This window comes from Candidatus Arsenophonus nilaparvatae (assembly GCF_045346035.1).
GTDB lineage: Bacteria > Pseudomonadota > Gammaproteobacteria > Enterobacterales > Enterobacteriaceae > Arsenophonus > Arsenophonus nilaparvatae.
This window is the reverse complement of the sequence record NZ_CP158507.1, coordinates 3035456-3050454: the sequence shown is the minus strand read 5'-3', so window position 1 is coordinate 3050454 and position 14999 is coordinate 3035456. Positions and strand designations below refer to the sequence as shown.

Here is a 14999-nt window from a genome sequence, read left to right as displayed (position 1 = left end):
CCAGCAGCTGGAGTAAGATGATGAAATATATTTCTTATTGGTTAAGAACAGGTTTATTAATCGCGACCCTTTTTACTATATCGTTATCAGCAAGCGCAAATTGTAAAATAACCGGTGTTTCTCAAACTGAGGATAATCGTTCCGCTCAGATGCTTTTTGGTCGGATCAATCTTACTGATACTTATTTTCAGCCGGTTGGTTCGTTACTCGCTTCTATTGTTGTTCCTCCAACCGCTTATACTTTTGGTGGAGCTAATGCTTCCTCGGTATTGTGGATCTGTGACGAGGCCGATCTGCCTCAGCTTTATTTTTTGGTGGCAACAAATGGTGATGATAGAGTCGGTGGATTTCATGAAACCGGTCTTATTGATGGATTGCCTGGTGTGTATGCATCCTGGCTTGCGTATGTTGGTATAAAACAAACCATGGCAGGTGTTGTTGTACAACGTAATTGGAAAAGGGTTCCACTTACTACTTATTTATTGGTTGAAGGAACGCAACCAGGGAAAGGTCAAATACATATTCGATTACAAGATATCCCGCCAATGCAAGTGGAACTTTATCGAGTCAGTACAATTCCACCCAGCAATGCGGTTTCGAATTATTGTAGTGGGTTAGGTACAAGAGGGTTAGGTTATGCGAGTGCAACAGGGACAAATTACCAATGTACCCAACCGAATGCTTATATTCAATTTGTTGGCCCGGGAATTGTACATGACAACGAAGGCGAAGATTCTGCCCATAATTTTCGCTTTTGGGGGGTAGATAATGGTTTTGGCTACGGTTTACGGCAGTCTGTTACGTTGAGTAATAATGCCACTTGTGTAGCAAAAAATGCGACACCATTAGTGCTTTTCCCTACTATTTCTAGCCAAGAATTATTGGCTGGTGGTACCAGAGAAGCTGATATTTCTGTCCAAATCGAATGTAGTGATAATGTGAACTCAGGTACGACAAGTGGGCAAACAGCAATTGGAATTCAAGTTTCGCCAGGTGCTTATCGCGCTGCGCAAGGGTTAAATTTGATTAATGCTCAAGGTGGTGTAATGGCACTCGTTTCAGATAATTATGGACTTGATGCTACATTAGCAACCGGGGTTGGTATTACTTTGCGTAATAGTGTTACTCAACAATCGATGGTATTTGTTGCTCAACCTGGTATTACTGGTATCGGGCCCAGTGGAGAAAATGTTGGCTGGTATCCTGTGCTTAGAGATGCTAAAAATCTGGGTCCTTCAGTTTCTGGTTATACACATTACTTACACTCATACACCGCGGTACTACAGCAATTACCAGGTCAAGTTATTAAACCAGGAAAAATACATGCTACCGCGTATGTATTGGTAAAAGTACAATGAAGCGACTAACAGCTGTTGTAGCATGCTTATCACTATTCTGGCTGATACCAGGTAAAGCAGGGATCATGGCCAATATGACCCGAATTATTTACCATCAGGGTGATAAAGAACGTTCTGTTTTGTTAGCCAATACTAATAAATACCCGGTTATTGTGCAGAGTTGGGTGGATCATGGTGAAGCAGATCCACAAGCAGAAACACCTTTTGTGGTGCTTGCTTCAATTTTTCATCTGCCAGCGCAAAAAATCCAGGCTATCAGAATTGTTTATAATGGTGATTATCTGCCGGATGATAGAGAGTCAGTTTTTTGGTTAAATTTGTATGAAATACCGCCTAATTTACATCATCAAGCGTTAAATCAGAATAATGCTAAAGTTAGCCTGGCAATGAATACACAATTAAAATTGTTTTATCGCCCGAAAAAATTGGCTGATTTTCCCGCCAAGCTGGCAGATAAAATAACTTTTACCCTGCAACAAAAAGATCAAGAATGGGTCTTGATCTGCAAAAATTCATCACCTTTTCATATTTCCTTTTCTCAAATCGTTTTTGACAGTCAGCATCAGCGTTATCCGATTAAACAACAGATGGATATGATGACGCCTCCATTTTCAGAGCATATATATCGATTTGAACAACCATTTTCTCAGCACAATGGACAGATAATCTTTTCATATCTGAATGATGCCGGGTTTTCTGTGCGAGAAGTAACCACTCTGCAAACACCTTAGTTTGCTCACCTAGATTAATAGTTAAAAACTATAAATCCGAATTTTTTTGGCCTATTAGCTTTTATTTAACAAAAGAGCATCTGCTGTTTGCCGGCTGTTGTTTGGGTTTTATCGGTTGATTAGTTTGCTCCTGTTGCGTAACAATATAATTAAGGCCCAATATTTCACTGGTGTATCGGCGGATCTGGTTAAGCAATGTTGGATTTTGTTCTAAATGCTGACCATAGGATGGAATGATTTCATGTAATTTGGCATTCCACTGATTTTTTACTTTATCAGGAAACGCCTTCTCTAATAAATTTAACATAATATAAGGTGAGGTTGATGCGCCAGGTGAAGCGCCAAGCAGACCAAAGACGGTTTTATCATCAGAGATAAAAGTTTCCGTGCCGAACTGTAGTGTGATGGGTTTATTTTTGGCATTTTTTATGATTTGTACGCGTTGCCCAGCGATTACTAATTGCCAATCTGCTTTTTTGGCGTTTGGGTAATATTCTAACAAAGATTGATAACGTTCTTCATCATTTAACATTAATTGACTGACTAAATATCTCACTAAATCTAAGTGTTTGATGCCAATGGCAATGATGGGAATTATATTACTGTCATTGGTAGCAGCAAAAAGATCTAGTTGACTACCATATTTGAGAAATTTATTAGAATAAGTCGCAAAAGGTCCGAATAGCACATATTTTTTACCGCCCAAATAGCGCGTATCGATATGGGGAACTGACATAGGGGGAGCACCAAGTGCTGGTTTTCCATAAACTTTTGCGGTATGTCTGTTGACTACCTCAGGGTTATCGGTAACAAGAAATTCACCACCAACAGGAAATCCGGCATACTGTTTTGCTTCTTCTAATCCTGTGTATTGTAGTAATTTAATCGTTGCACCACCTGCACCAATAAAGATTAAGCGAGTTTTTATATGACTCTCTTCGCCGGTTGTGAGGTTTTTAAAACCGACACTCCAAGTGCCATCATCATTACGACTAATTGCGTTCACTTCAGCTTTGGTCTGTAACTTAAAATTTGGATGTTTGAGCAGATTGGCAACTAACTGACGGGTTATTTCACCATAGTTTACATCAGCGCCAATATCCATTCGTGTTGCTGCAACGGGTTGTTTTGCATCTCGCCCTTCTATAATAAGTGGTGCCCACGATTTAATTTCCTCCGCAGAGGTAGAATATTTCATGCCATAAAACATAGGATTTTTGATCATAGCTGCATAGCGTTTTGCTAAGAAATTAATGTCATCTTTTCCCCAAACAAAGGCAATGTGTGGAACAGGATTTATAAAAGTTTGGGATTGGTGGAGAACCCGGTGTTTTAGTTGGTAAGCCCAGAATTGTTTGGAAATTTCAAATTGATTGGCAATTTCTATTGCTTGAGTGATATCAATTTGCCCATCTTTTTCAGGTGTATAGTTCATTTCCATGAAGCCTGAATGACCGGTACCTGCATTATTCCAGCCATCAGATGTGTCACCCGCGATCCTATCTAGTCGCTCATACAAGCGGATTTGCCAATCTGGTTGCAATTCTGCTAAATATGTAGCTAGTGTCGCACTCATAATACCAGCGCCGATAAGCACAATATTAACAGTAGGTTCATTGGTTGAAGTATTGATCGTGTTTGAAGCTGTTGGCCTAAATAAATAAATTAAAAAAATAATTACTAACAGACCAATAATCCCAGCTGTATATTTTAATGATCTCTTCATATGAAAATGCACCTTAATTATCGATGAATCACATCAAGCATAAGAATTAATTATGGTATTCTGTTGCTCACTCCGCAATAATTTGATAATTAATTACATAATATATTGTTTATTATGAAATATTATTGTTTTTTTAATTGTTAAATATTAGTAATGATTTAATTTTTTATAAAAAATACTTATAATTAGGTATAAAAAAAATACTTTTTGTGTTCTAAAAATAGGTAAAAAAAGATAAAAAGTGATAATACTGCTTAAAAGTTAGTATTTAATGGTGATAAAATAGGCAAAACAAGGGTTAATACTGTTATTAATCAAACTTTAATTGGTAAATTGTTTTTTCATAGTTACTTTATTATTAATATAAATAATATCCATGATAATTAAATAAATTTTTTATTATTATTTTTTGACGGCCTTGGTGTAGATGTAGAGGAGTAAAATGATGGAACTTTTGATTGGTGTATTGGTTACGATTGGAATAGGTCGTTATATTATTAAAGGCTATTCGGCCACTGGTGTTTTAATGATAGGCGGAATATTGCTGCTTATTATCAGCGCAATTATGGGGAAAAATATATTACCGAATGATGTGCCAGTGACGGGTTGGAAAACCACCGATATTTTAGAATATATCAAATATCTACTGATGAACCGTGGTGGTGATTTAGGGATGATGATTATGATCTTATGTGGTTTTGCTGCTTATATGACTCATATCGGGGCTAATGATGTTGTGGTCAAAATAGCATCTAAGCCATTACAAATGATTAATTCTCCCTATGCATTAATGGTTGCAGCCTATATTGTTGCTTGCTTAATGTCACTGGCTGTGTCTTCAGCAGCGGGACTAGGGGTCTTATTGATGGCGACCCTATTTCCGATTATGGTGAATGTCGGCATTAGTCGCGGCGCCGCTGCAGCAATCTGTGCCTCACCTGCGGCAATAATTTTGGCTCCTACATCAGGTGATGTTGTGTTAGCAGCGAAAGCATCAGGCATGCCACTAATTGATTTTGCTTTTAAAACTACCTTACCGATTTCGATTATTGCTATTATTGCTATGGCGATTAGCCACTTTTTTTGGCAGCGCTATCTCGACAGACGTGAGCAGGTAAAAACCGAAAAGCTTGATGTTAATGAAATTAAGACCAATGCGCCTGACTATTATGCTATTTTACCTTTTACACCGATTATTGGGGTTTTAATTTTTGATGGTAAATGGGCACCTCAATTACATATTATTACAATTATTGTTGGCTGTATTATTCTAACGAGTCTGATTGAATTTGTGCGCTGTTTTAAAGTAAAAACGGTGTTTGATGGGTTAGATGTTTGTTATCGTGGTATGGCTGATGCATTTGTCTCAGTTGTCGTACTGCTGGTGGCTGCCGGGGTATTTGCGCAAGGATTAAGTACTATTGGTTTTATTTCCTCGTTGATTAATTTGTCACAATCTTTTGGTTCTGGCGCTATAATGATGATGATTGTGCTGGTGGTGATTACTATGTTGGCGGCGATGACAACTGGTTCCGGTAATGCGCCATTTTACTCTTTTGTTGAACTGATCCCACGTTTAGCCAGCCAAATGGGAATTAATCCAACTTACTTGGTGATCCCTATGTTACAGGCCTCTAATCTTGGTCGAACAATGTCACCTGTATCCGGCGTGGTGGTTGCGGTGTCTGGGATGGCAAAAATTTCGCCTTTTGAGGTAGTTAAACGTACGTCTATTCCAGTTTTAGTTGGACTATTGGTTGTTATTATTGCGACTGAAATTTTAGTTCCAGTTTATCCTATATAAATTTTCCCTTTTACATCAAATCCGGAACGATGGCTGTAATCATGTTCTGGCTTTGATGAACAGGTATGTTGGCCATATTTTAACCTCATGTTTAGGGTTGATATTTATCATTAACTATCACTTTCCTAATGGCCCGTTTGATCACTAATGTAAATTCTCTCTGCAAGGTAATTAATCATGTTTTTGGTAGCAGAATTGATAGTTGGCGCAATTTTGGGGTTAATTATTAGCTTAACGGGCGTTGGTGGGGGAGTTGTTGTATTACCGGTTTTAACCTATTTTTTTGGTATGGATGCCTTGTCTGCTGTTGCAACCGCCAATTTTCTCTCTATGTTGATGAAAATCTCATCTTCTTATATACATTTTCGTTTAGGCAATGTTCCGATTAAAAGTGCCATGGTTGTGTTAGCTATTATGATACCGGCCACAGCATTGACAAGTTATCTGGTAAGTTATGTTAGCCAATTACAAAGTTATCAACAGCAAGTTGAGTTAGGCATTAATATACTTATTGTAGTCGCTATTATTTATTCCCTTTTTCTGTTGATTTATCGGATATTTTTTTCATTTTCAATCAACCAGTTTGAAAGAAATAATACTATTGATATCAAGTCATTATTATTGCCGGCTATCAGTGCTGGCGTAGTGCTTGGTGCTACCGGAGTAGGTGGTGGTGTTGTTGTATTACCACTATTGCTACGCTATCTAAAATTATCTATCAAACAAGCGATCGGCACCGCGATTTTTATAACAACTATTTTGTCAGGTTCATCAGCAATTGCTTATATGCGCAATGGACATACTCACATTATTCTTGCGCTTACCCTATGCATAGGATCATTAATGACTATTCCGTTAGCCAAATATTTAATGTTGCGTTTATCTGATCGTGTTTTGCAGTATCTAACCCTGTTATTTATTTTATCTAGTGCCATTATGATGAGTATAAAGTTATGGCATTATTTTTAGCGACCAAAAATATAAGAACCTATCGTTTGTGGAATTTCAACACTCTGAAACATAAGTAATCCGGCAATAACTAACACTATTCCACCGATTAACATTATTCCTAAACTCCAGTAAGGATTGACATTAAACCCTTGCCATTTCGAATACCGAATAGCTAAATGGCGAGCGCTATGGACTAGTAAAGCAATTCCGCTAATAGTTATTGCAGTTCCTAAGGCCATCATTAGCGCGGCGATAATCCCCCAAGAATAAACACCGACTACATAAGAAAAAAGTAGAACAATTAATGCGCCAGAGCAGGGACGTGCTCCCATCGCGGCTATAACTGCAAGTTGGGTTCGCCAATTGCCTTGTAATTCATCATCAGACAATACGTGTTTGTGGCCACAATTGCAGTCATGAGCATGTTGATGTTGGTTAGGCGAATGGATTTTAGTAAATTGAAAGGGGGCTTGACGAGATTGTTTAAATACTTTTCTTAGTCGGGAGATTGCTTTTAGACATAGTAACAGACCAAGAAAAAAGACTAAGCCATAGCTTATTTTCTCTAACCAGAAGCGGCTTAGATGTAAGTGTCGGCTAGATAGCTGGAACAAGCCAAGAACAATGGATGTTAAAACAATAGCAATAGAGCCCTGTAATAATGATGCTAATAGCGTTAGGGTAAGGCTTTTTTTTAGTCTTGAAGAGTGGGTGGCAATATAGGTGGTAATAATGATTTTGCCATGCCCTGGTCCCAAAGCATGTAATAAACCATAAAAAAAGCTAAAGCCAACGAGTAATAATCCTGCTTCAGTTGGTGAGCTCGCCACTCGCATTAGGAGAGAAGAAAGATGTTGATTAAGTTCTCGTTGCCAAGTTACCGCTAGTTGTAAACCAAAATGCCAATATTTGAATAAATAAAATGACAATATGCCAAAAAAAGAACTAAGTAATCCGATTACTAGATAGTACTTTTTATTAAGTAAATTGATTGCTGGCTTGCTGGGCATTATTGACATGTTATGTTTACCTTTTGCGCAAATTGTTGGCCGAGACTAAGGTCTTCTTGCGGTGTTTCTGCTTTATCAAGAGAGAGGGCATAATCGATTATCGATGCGTTGGGCTTAGGTGTTATAAGCTGAATTTGGCATTGGATTGAGGTATTAGTTGATGAAATTTTTGCTTTGTTGCTATAGGTCATATCAACATAATAACTTGGGTCATAAGTCATTATGGTTAATGTCTTACCAGTTAGAGTTTCTGGCTTAGCTAATTTTAGAGTAAAAGAGAGCACGGCTTGGTTCCCTTTGCGCGATAGGTGATAGTCTTTTGGGTAAAAGGAAAATTTTATTAATTTATTTTTATAATATAGGGAGGTAAAATAGTGTTGTTTAATAACATTAGCCATAACTTCAGCACTTAATTGTTTCCACACTTCATCACTTTCTTTTGCTTGTTGTGCATCATAGAGTAAATCTGCTGATGTCATGGCATCCATAACCCAAGTCATTTTCATGGCAATGAGATTACCATCTTTTATTTGTAATTCATTTTGCATATCAATAAAACTGTGGGGATGAGCAAAAACGGTTATTGAATAGCATAATGTTAACGCCATTAATAGATTTTGTAGCAAAATTTTCACTATAGCTATTGATTTGTAAGGGTGCATTTGAGTCATCAAATAGGATATTTTGATTAACCGAAAATAGCATATCTATGCTATCAATTTTCTTTGATAATTAAATGTTACTTTGCTATTTAATCGGTTAAAAGGTTTATTACTTATATTTACTCAGATTTTTTGCAATCTTGGTTCATATTTCATTGATAATAAATTTATTGTTATGTAAACCCTCCATTTTTGTTATAAATAGATCAATTAATCGCTTTATTCGATCAATTATTATCTATTAATAGCTTTTACAAATCAAAAATGTTTGTATCGATCGTTTTAAACGATTGGAAGTCATTTGAATTAATAGGTTAAAAATAAAAGAACAAGGAAGAAGCTTAACAATACATGGATGTATTTATAAAACTAAAATTAGTATCTACAAAGTAAAGTGATAGAGAAAAATTATATTTACCTGTTTAGGGCTATTTTTAATTCAAATTGGTGACTACCTAATTAGTCACCTTTGTATAGCTGAAGCTTATTTTGAACAGGTAGCTAATTTAAAAAATTTTTAGTTGTTTGCCGGTACTTCAGATGAATGATGAGTTGATATTTTCCATTCTTTTCCATCCCAGACGTAGGTAAATGTATAACGAGCTGAAACAGTGGATTTATCTTTAAAAGTAAAAGTATAAGTACCGATATCGATTGCCTTATTACAACCAATACGAATAGTTCGACCATCAATTTTTCCTACAGGCTTTTTGGCTAAAAAGTGTTTGAAATAGTCGGTACGCTCAGCATCCGTTAAACGAACTTGACTTGATATAGTTGGTAATAGTACTGCATCAGCGAGATAGTTTGCCGAAACCTTTTTCGCATCGCCACTTTTTAATGAATCATTCCAGCGCTCAAATAAACCAGCAATTTGTTGTTGATCTACCTTTACACATTTGGGAGCTGTCTCTAGAGCGAATGTATAACTAGAAAGTAAAGTTAGTGGAATGATTAAAAAACTCAGTTTTCTCATAAATGTCTCGCTATTAAGTATTATTTTTTTATGATGTTTTAGAATGATTATTATTTCATATGGAAATAATTTTTCCTATATTTAGTAACCTATTTCAGTAATAGCCAGAACCGGTAAAAAAATTAAAATTTCCCCTGAATTTTTTTTCATGCTGGTGTTTAAAAATTTCATTTTATAAATTAATTTCATATAGTTAACTGGAATTGTTTTTTGCTGATGTTGATTAAGGCACAATTAAAGATTAGGTTAATCAATATGATTAGTACAATGATTACTTTAACTAATAGCGGTTTTTATTGTTAGTTACCCAATGTTTGAGTTATCAATCTTTATTAGTTTAAACCGGTGGAATTCGTGGTTAGTAATCCGTATCTGACAGTTAATAATATAGATGAACTGGAACGAGCGTTTGCTACGCTGTCTATCAATTGACCTAGCCAATGCTTATCACAAACAATAAAGCCAGATGGTTTGAAACTATCTGGCTTTTTTATTAGATTAATTTTTGATTAGAGTTTGATGATAGCAATAATGGCAATCATACTAATAATGGCAGCCGCACCATAAAAAATCCATTTACCGGCTGGAATCGCTATTTTTAGATCATGCATGCCATGATGAAGTCGATGCAGTCCACACCAGATAGGTAAAATGATCATTAATAGCAAAAAATACGGCCAATAAAGCTTTGGCAAAATGTCAGAATGCGTTCATAACTTAACATTTCTGGTGCTAAACCTAGAGGAATAAAAATTGCTAGCAAAAGAATAATAACCGGAGAGATAATTGCACTCCACATACCACCAGCACCAAATAATCCCCAAAAAATAGGTTCATCAGAACGTTTAGGAGGTTGATTCATCATTGTTCTCCTTAAATTATATTAGCGCTATAGCTAAGATAATGGTTGTTGCTAGAAAAGTAATACCCCAAAGTAATTTTATAATGCTTTCTTGGGCTATTTTTTTATTTTTTATCACGATATTAACAGCTTTAGGCGCCAGTTCGAACCAGGTTTTTGTATGGAATAAAGTTGCTATTAAAGTGAAAATATTAATTAATAAAACGATTGGATTATGCAGAAAGGTAACATAATTAAACCAGCTTTCAGGCCCTGCTGTTAAAGAAAATAGGCCATAAAGCACGACTAAACTAAACCAAATTTGAGGGATGGCGGTTGCTTCCCGAATAACATAAAAACGATAAAATCCAATCTGTTGCCACCAATTTGATGACATTTCGCGTACATAAGGCTTACGTTTTGTCGTCATTTTTTTCTTCCTTATCTTGGTTTCAACATAGCAATAATAAAATCTTCTGCGCTTGCGGCTTTTCCTTGCTGAATAGCAGCGGCAGGATCGACATGTTTAGGACATACTTCAGAGCAGTAACCGACAAATGTACAGCTCCATACACCATTATCGCTATTTAATAATGGCATGCGCTCTTTTTTGCCTTTATCGCGGCTATCAAGGTTATAACGTTCTGCCAGTGTGATTGCAGCAGGGCCAATAAATTCTGGATTAAGGCCAAATTGAGGGCAAGCTGCATAACACAGGCCACAATTAATACAGCCAGAGAATTGATGATATTTAGCCATTTGACTAGGGGTTTGTTTATTGGGACCATCACTAACTTTACGATTATTACCAATAATATAGGGTTTAATAGCTTCAAGACTCTCAATAAAATGGGTCATATCTACCACTAAATCTCTTTCGATAGGAAAATTGCCCAATGCTTCTACTTTTAAGCCATCGGTATAGTCCCGTAAAAAAGTCTTGCAGGCTAATTTAGGCATCTGGTTAACCATCATACCGCAAGAGCCACATATTGCCATACGACAAGACCAACGGTATGAGAGCTCAGGTGCTAAGTGGTCCTTAACATAACCGAGAGCATCTAGTAAAGAAGTCTGTTCATCATAAGGTACTTCATAAGTAACAGAATAGGGGACATCGTCAGTTTCAGGATTATAGCGCATGATCTCCATTTTCAGTTTTTTCATCTTAGCCATTCACCTGCTCCTTCTTTGCTTGCTCTTGCGCTGTTGCTTCACCACCATAAACTCGCTTAGCTGGCGCTAATTTGGTAATTTTCACATCGCGATAAGCAATATTTGGGGCGCCTTGTGAGTTATAATAGGCAAGAGAATGTTTTAGAAAATTAACATCATCACGGACAGTACAACCTTCATCCAGACGCTGATGAGCACCACGCGATTCTTTGCGATAGAAAGCCGAATGAGCCATACATTCCGCTACATCTAGACTAAAGCCTAATTCGATAGTGTAGAGCAGTTGAGTATTAAAGACGCTGCTATGGTCTGTAATTTCAATATGTTTAAAGCGTTCTTTAAGTTCAGCTAGTTTATCCATGGTTTTTTGCATTAATTCAGGTGTACGATAGATGCCACAACCTTCCTCCATTGCTATCCCCATTTCATCACGGATGTTAGCCCAATTCTCTTTACCTTTTTGGTTGATCAGTTTGGTTAAATTGGTTTCAACTTCACGCGCTTTTAATTCAATGGCGTTATTATTGGCTGGAGAGACTTCAGTGGCATATTTAGCCGCTTCAATGCCAGCTAATCGCCCAAAAACGACTAATTCTGCTAAAGAGTTAGAACCCAGGCGGTTTGCACCATGTAAGCCAACTGACGAACATTCGCCCACAGCAAACAGACCTTTAATTGATGTTTCACATTTCTGATCCGTTTCAATTCCCCCCATTGTATAATGTGCAGTTGGGCGAACAGGGATAGGATCAGTAACGGGATCGACGCCGACATAAGCTTTGGCTAATTCACAAATAAAGGGTAGGCGTTCATGTAGTTTCTCTGCGCCCAAATGGCGTAAGTCAAGATGCACGACATCACCGCGTGATGATTTTATTGTGCGACCTGCACGCCACTCATGCCAAAAAGCTTGAGAAACCTTGTCTCGAGGGCCTAATTCCATATATTTATTTTCTGGTTTACCTAGAGGGGTTTCAGGCCCTAAACCATAATCTTGTAGATAACGATAGCCATCTTTGTTGATGAGGATCCCGCCTTCACCTCTACAACCTTCAGTCATAAGTATTCCAGAACCTGGCAAGCCAGTCGGATGGTATTGGACAAATTCCATATCACGTAATGGAATGCCATGCCGTAATGCAATACCCATACCGTCACCGGTAACAATTCCGCCGTTAGTATTATAACGGTAAACACGGCCGGCTCCACCGGTGGCCATAATAACGGCTTTTGCGTTAATTTGAATATGAGTGCCCTCCATCATATGGATAGCGACTAGGCCATGTACTCTTCCTTCATCAACCAGAATGTCTAACACAAAATGTTCATCAAATCGCTGGATTTGTGGGTATTTGAGAGAGGTTTGAAATAGAGTATGCAACATATGGAAGCCTGTTTTATCAGCAGCAAACCAAGTGCGCTCGATTTTCATTCCTCCAAAGCGACGGACATTCACTGTACCATCTTTTTTACGACTCCATGGGCATCCCCATAATTCCAGTTGTGTCATTTCGGTTGGACAATGTTTCACAAAATATTCAACCACATCTTGTTCACATAACCAATCTCCCCCTGAAACCGTATCATTAAAGTGATAATCATAGGAATCATGGGATTGAGCAATTGCAGCTGCGCCACCTTCTGCAGCGACAGTATGACTGCGCATGGGATAGACTTTTGAAACCAAAGCAATTTTTAGATTGGGATTAGCTTCAGTAGCAGCAATTGCTGCCCTCAAACCAGCTCCACCAGCGCCTATTATGACTAAATCAGCATTAAAGGTTTGCACACTATGCTTCTCCATTACTAATTGAAAATAAACTTCATGTTGTTATGGCATTGTTATTTAATTATGATTAATAATTAACAATAAATTATTATTTAGCAATTTATAACAAATTGTTACCGACAGAGATTTGATTCAGGTACAAGTTTTCTAGGATTTTGCTTATAAAAAGTGAGAGTTAATAGACTTGTTTAAAAATTAGCTATTTTTGGTCATAAAATGGGTATAATTAAGTTTATATGTTATCTTATTGACTTAGTGGATTTTAGGTTGGTTTTTATTTTTATTGTATTGATAATGATTTTTAAATAAATCTCAAACAATTACCAGCAGCAAATTTTTGTTGCCAATTTAATAAATAATATGATTTTTATTTAATAAAAATAGCGTAATTATATGCTTATTTATTGATATATAACATTATTCTATTTTGGTGTTTTTTTATATCAATAAAAATATATTCATTGATAATATTTTTATGAGCAATAAGGTAATTTTAGTCATATTTATAATAATTTTATAAAAATAAAAATAAAAATAAAAATATTATAAATAAATGCAATTTTAATAAATAAAAATTTACATTAATCCATTAAAATGATTATTTTTATTAATTTTATAGCTGAAAATAACTTCCAAATGTTTTTAACATATTGATATTATTTGAATTTATTTTTTATGGTTTGATGATTTTGAGTTGAAATATTTTCTTTATTCAGCTAAATTGGAGATCATATAGAAAGTAGTTATATCAACTTATAACTAACGTTAATTATTTATTTCAACTAATTAATATTTTCAAGTTCTCTTACTATTTAACTAAGGGTTAGTTTATTTTTGTTAAAAAACAGAGTGATGAGATTAACGATATGAAAAATTTGTTTATTTGTTTACAGGCGAGTAAACTAGCGCGCTTTATTCTTTTTTGGAGTTTTTACAATGAGTGAGATAGTGAATTGGCAACCGAGCGCGTCTATCAATAACTTACTGAAAAGAGCCAAAATTATTGCTGAAATCAGACGTTTTTTCATCGATCGAGGAGTAGTGGAAGTAGAGACGCCTATATTAAGCAAATTCACGGTAACAGATATTCATCTCTCACCGTTTGAAACCCAATTTGTTGCTCCGGTAATTGCTGACAGCACCAAATTGTATATGATAACCAGTCCTGAATATCATATGAAACGCTTGCTAGCGGCCGGCAGTGGGCCTATATATCAGATGATTAAAGCTTTTCGTAATGAAGAAGAGGGACGTTATCATAATCCAGAATTTACTATGCTTGAATGGTATCGGCCTCATTATGACATGTACCGACTTATTGATGAAGTAGATGATTTGTTGCAACAAATTTTGGACTGCCAACCCACTGAGCGGATATCATATCAACAGGCCTTTCAGCGTTATCTAAACATTGATCCATTAGCACTGGAGTCAGAAAAAAAACAATTACGTGATGCAGCAGTGAAGTTGGGTTTAAATAATGCCGAAACAGAAGAAGACAAAGATGTGTTATTACAATTTTTGTTTACTATGGGAGTTGAACCAAATTTAGGTAAAGATAAGCCTACCGTTATCTATCATTTTCCTGCTTCACAGGCAGCATTAGCTGAAATTAGTAAAGAAGACCACCGAGTTGCTGAGCGTTTTGAAGTTTATTTTAAGGGTATTGAGTTGGCCAATGGTTTTCGTGAGTTGACTGATGCACAAGAACAGCGAGAACGTTTTGAGCATGATAATCAGATGCGCGAAAAAATGGGTTTACCAGAACAGCCTATTGATGAATGTCTGCTTGCTGCGCTAGATAAAGTCATACCTGATTGTTCAGGTGTTGCTTTAGGTATTGATCGTTTAGTCATGTTGGCGCTGAATGCAGAAAAAATAAGTGATGTTATCTCTTTTTCTATAGAGCGAGCTTAATTATCAGTAAACTAATAGCAATCAGCGGTAAATTATTACCGCTGAATTTATTGCCGGC

12 protein-coding genes and 1 pseudogene are annotated in these 14999 nt (G+C 36.5%); 5 read left to right on the top strand and 8 right to left on the bottom strand.

Annotation, left to right across the window (positions count from 1 at the left end):
- The first annotated feature begins 17 nt into the window (after positions 1 to 17).
- Together WH390_RS14200 and WH390_RS14195 are read left to right on the top strand one after the other, a co-directional pair.
- Complete coding sequence (locus tag WH390_RS14200) at positions 18 to 1358, top strand: fimbrial protein (RefSeq protein WP_148305570.1); 1341 nt, start codon at positions 18 to 20, stop codon at positions 1356 to 1358.
- Complete coding sequence (locus WH390_RS14195; RefSeq protein WP_032115618.1) at positions 1355 to 2089, top strand: molecular chaperone; 735 nt, start codon at positions 1355 to 1357, stop codon at positions 2087 to 2089. The genes WH390_RS14200 and WH390_RS14195 overlap by 4 nt, the downstream gene beginning before the upstream one ends.
- Positions 2090 to 2150: 61 nt before the next feature.
- Here WH390_RS14195 and mqo read toward each other — a convergent pair whose 3' ends face one another.
- The gene (gene mqo / locus WH390_RS14190; RefSeq protein ID WP_052044898.1) at positions 2151 to 3815 is read right to left on the bottom strand and encodes a malate dehydrogenase (quinone); all 1665 of its coding nucleotides are present in this window, start codon (positions 3813 to 3815) and stop codon (positions 2151 to 2153) included.
- A gap of 442 nt (positions 3816 to 4257) precedes the next feature.
- Here mqo and dcuC point away from each other — a divergent pair, with 442 nt between their 5' ends.
- Together dcuC and WH390_RS14180 are read left to right on the top strand one after the other, a co-directional pair.
- On the top strand, positions 4258 to 5619 hold the full coding sequence (dcuC, locus tag WH390_RS14185) for an anaerobic C4-dicarboxylate transporter DcuC (protein ID WP_032115619.1): 1362 nt from the start codon (positions 4258 to 4260) through the stop codon (positions 5617 to 5619).
- 177 nt (positions 5620 to 5796) lie between these two features.
- On the top strand, positions 5797 to 6588 hold the full coding sequence (locus WH390_RS14180) for a sulfite exporter TauE/SafE family protein (protein WP_032115620.1): 792 nt from the start codon (positions 5797 to 5799) through the stop codon (positions 6586 to 6588).
- Here WH390_RS14180 and WH390_RS14175 read toward each other — a convergent pair.
- The 7 genes and pseudogenes from WH390_RS14175 to frdA all read right to left on the bottom strand — a co-directional run bounded on the left by WH390_RS14175 (position 6585) and on the right by frdA (position 13024).
- On the bottom strand, positions 6585 to 7589 hold the full coding sequence (locus tag WH390_RS14175) for a nickel/cobalt transporter (protein ID WP_032115621.1): 1005 nt from the start codon (positions 7587 to 7589) through the stop codon (positions 6585 to 6587). The two genes, WH390_RS14180 and WH390_RS14175, sit on opposite strands and share 4 nt — an antisense overlap.
- The gene (locus tag WH390_RS14170) at positions 7580 to 8251 is read right to left on the bottom strand and encodes a DUF1007 family protein (RefSeq protein WP_032115622.1); all 672 of its coding nucleotides are present in this window, start codon (positions 8249 to 8251) and stop codon (positions 7580 to 7582) included. The genes WH390_RS14175 and WH390_RS14170 overlap by 10 nt, the downstream gene beginning before the upstream one ends.
- A gap of 508 nt (positions 8252 to 8759) precedes the next feature.
- Positions 8760 to 9218 carry a DUF4440 domain-containing protein gene (locus WH390_RS14165; protein WP_032115623.1) on the bottom strand — a complete coding sequence of 153 codons (459 nt, stop codon included), beginning with the start codon at positions 9216 to 9218 and terminating at the stop codon, positions 8760 to 8762.
- 509 nt (positions 9219 to 9727) lie between these two features.
- Positions 9728 to 10083: pseudogene (gene frdD, locus WH390_RS14160) on the bottom strand (fumarate reductase subunit FrdD).
- Between the two features lie 13 nt (positions 10084 to 10096).
- Complete coding sequence (gene frdC, locus WH390_RS14155) at positions 10097 to 10489, bottom strand: fumarate reductase subunit FrdC (RefSeq protein WP_032115624.1); 393 nt, start codon at positions 10487 to 10489, stop codon at positions 10097 to 10099.
- Positions 10490 to 10500: 11 nt separating this feature from the next.
- Entirely contained in the window at positions 10501 to 11235 is a 735-nt protein-coding gene (locus tag WH390_RS14150; protein ID WP_032115625.1) for a succinate dehydrogenase/fumarate reductase iron-sulfur subunit, read from the bottom strand.
- The gene (gene frdA, locus WH390_RS14145) at positions 11228 to 13024 is read right to left on the bottom strand and encodes a fumarate reductase (quinol) flavoprotein subunit (protein ID WP_032115626.1); all 1797 of its coding nucleotides are present in this window, start codon (positions 13022 to 13024) and stop codon (positions 11228 to 11230) included. Before frdA ends, WH390_RS14150 begins: the two co-directional genes overlap by 8 nt.
- A 936-nt stretch (positions 13025 to 13960) precedes the next feature.
- Here frdA and epmA point away from each other — a divergent pair.
- Positions 13961 to 14941 carry an elongation factor P--(R)-beta-lysine ligase gene (gene epmA / locus WH390_RS14140; RefSeq protein ID WP_032115627.1) on the top strand — a complete coding sequence of 327 codons (981 nt, stop codon included), beginning with the start codon at positions 13961 to 13963 and terminating at the stop codon, positions 14939 to 14941.
- Positions 14942 to 14999 lie beyond the last annotated feature (58 nt).

What these genes read in the sequence shown, in the direction of transcription:
- WH390_RS14200 (WP_148305570.1), top strand. Translation starts at nt 18, where the DNA reads ATGATGAAATATATTTCTTATTGGTTAAGAACAGGTTTATTAATCGCG.
- WH390_RS14195 (WP_032115618.1), top strand. Translation starts at nt 1,355, where the DNA reads ATGAAGCGACTAACAGCTGTTGTAGCATGCTTATCACTATTCTGGCTG.
- mqo (WP_052044898.1), bottom strand. Translation starts at nt 3,815, where the DNA reads ATGAAGAGATCATTAAAATATACAGCTGGGATTATTGGTCTGTTAGTA.
- dcuC (WP_032115619.1), top strand. Translation starts at nt 4,258, where the DNA reads ATGATGGAACTTTTGATTGGTGTATTGGTTACGATTGGAATAGGTCGT.
- WH390_RS14180 (WP_032115620.1), top strand. Translation starts at nt 5,797, where the DNA reads ATGTTTTTGGTAGCAGAATTGATAGTTGGCGCAATTTTGGGGTTAATT.
- WH390_RS14175 (WP_032115621.1), bottom strand. Translation starts at nt 7,589, where the DNA reads ATGTCAATAATGCCCAGCAAGCCAGCAATCAATTTACTTAATAAAAAG.
- WH390_RS14170 (WP_032115622.1), bottom strand. Translation starts at nt 8,251, where the DNA reads ATGACTCAAATGCACCCTTACAAATCAATAGCTATAGTGAAAATTTTG.
- WH390_RS14165 (WP_032115623.1), bottom strand. Translation starts at nt 9,218, where the DNA reads ATGAGAAAACTGAGTTTTTTAATCATTCCACTAACTTTACTTTCTAGT.
- frdC (WP_032115624.1), bottom strand. Translation starts at nt 10,489, where the DNA reads ATGACGACAAAACGTAAGCCTTATGTACGCGAAATGTCATCAAATTGG.
- WH390_RS14150 (WP_032115625.1), bottom strand. Translation starts at nt 11,235, where the DNA reads ATGGCTAAGATGAAAAAACTGAAAATGGAGATCATGCGCTATAATCCT.
- epmA (WP_032115627.1), top strand. Translation starts at nt 13,961, where the DNA reads ATGAGTGAGATAGTGAATTGGCAACCGAGCGCGTCTATCAATAACTTA.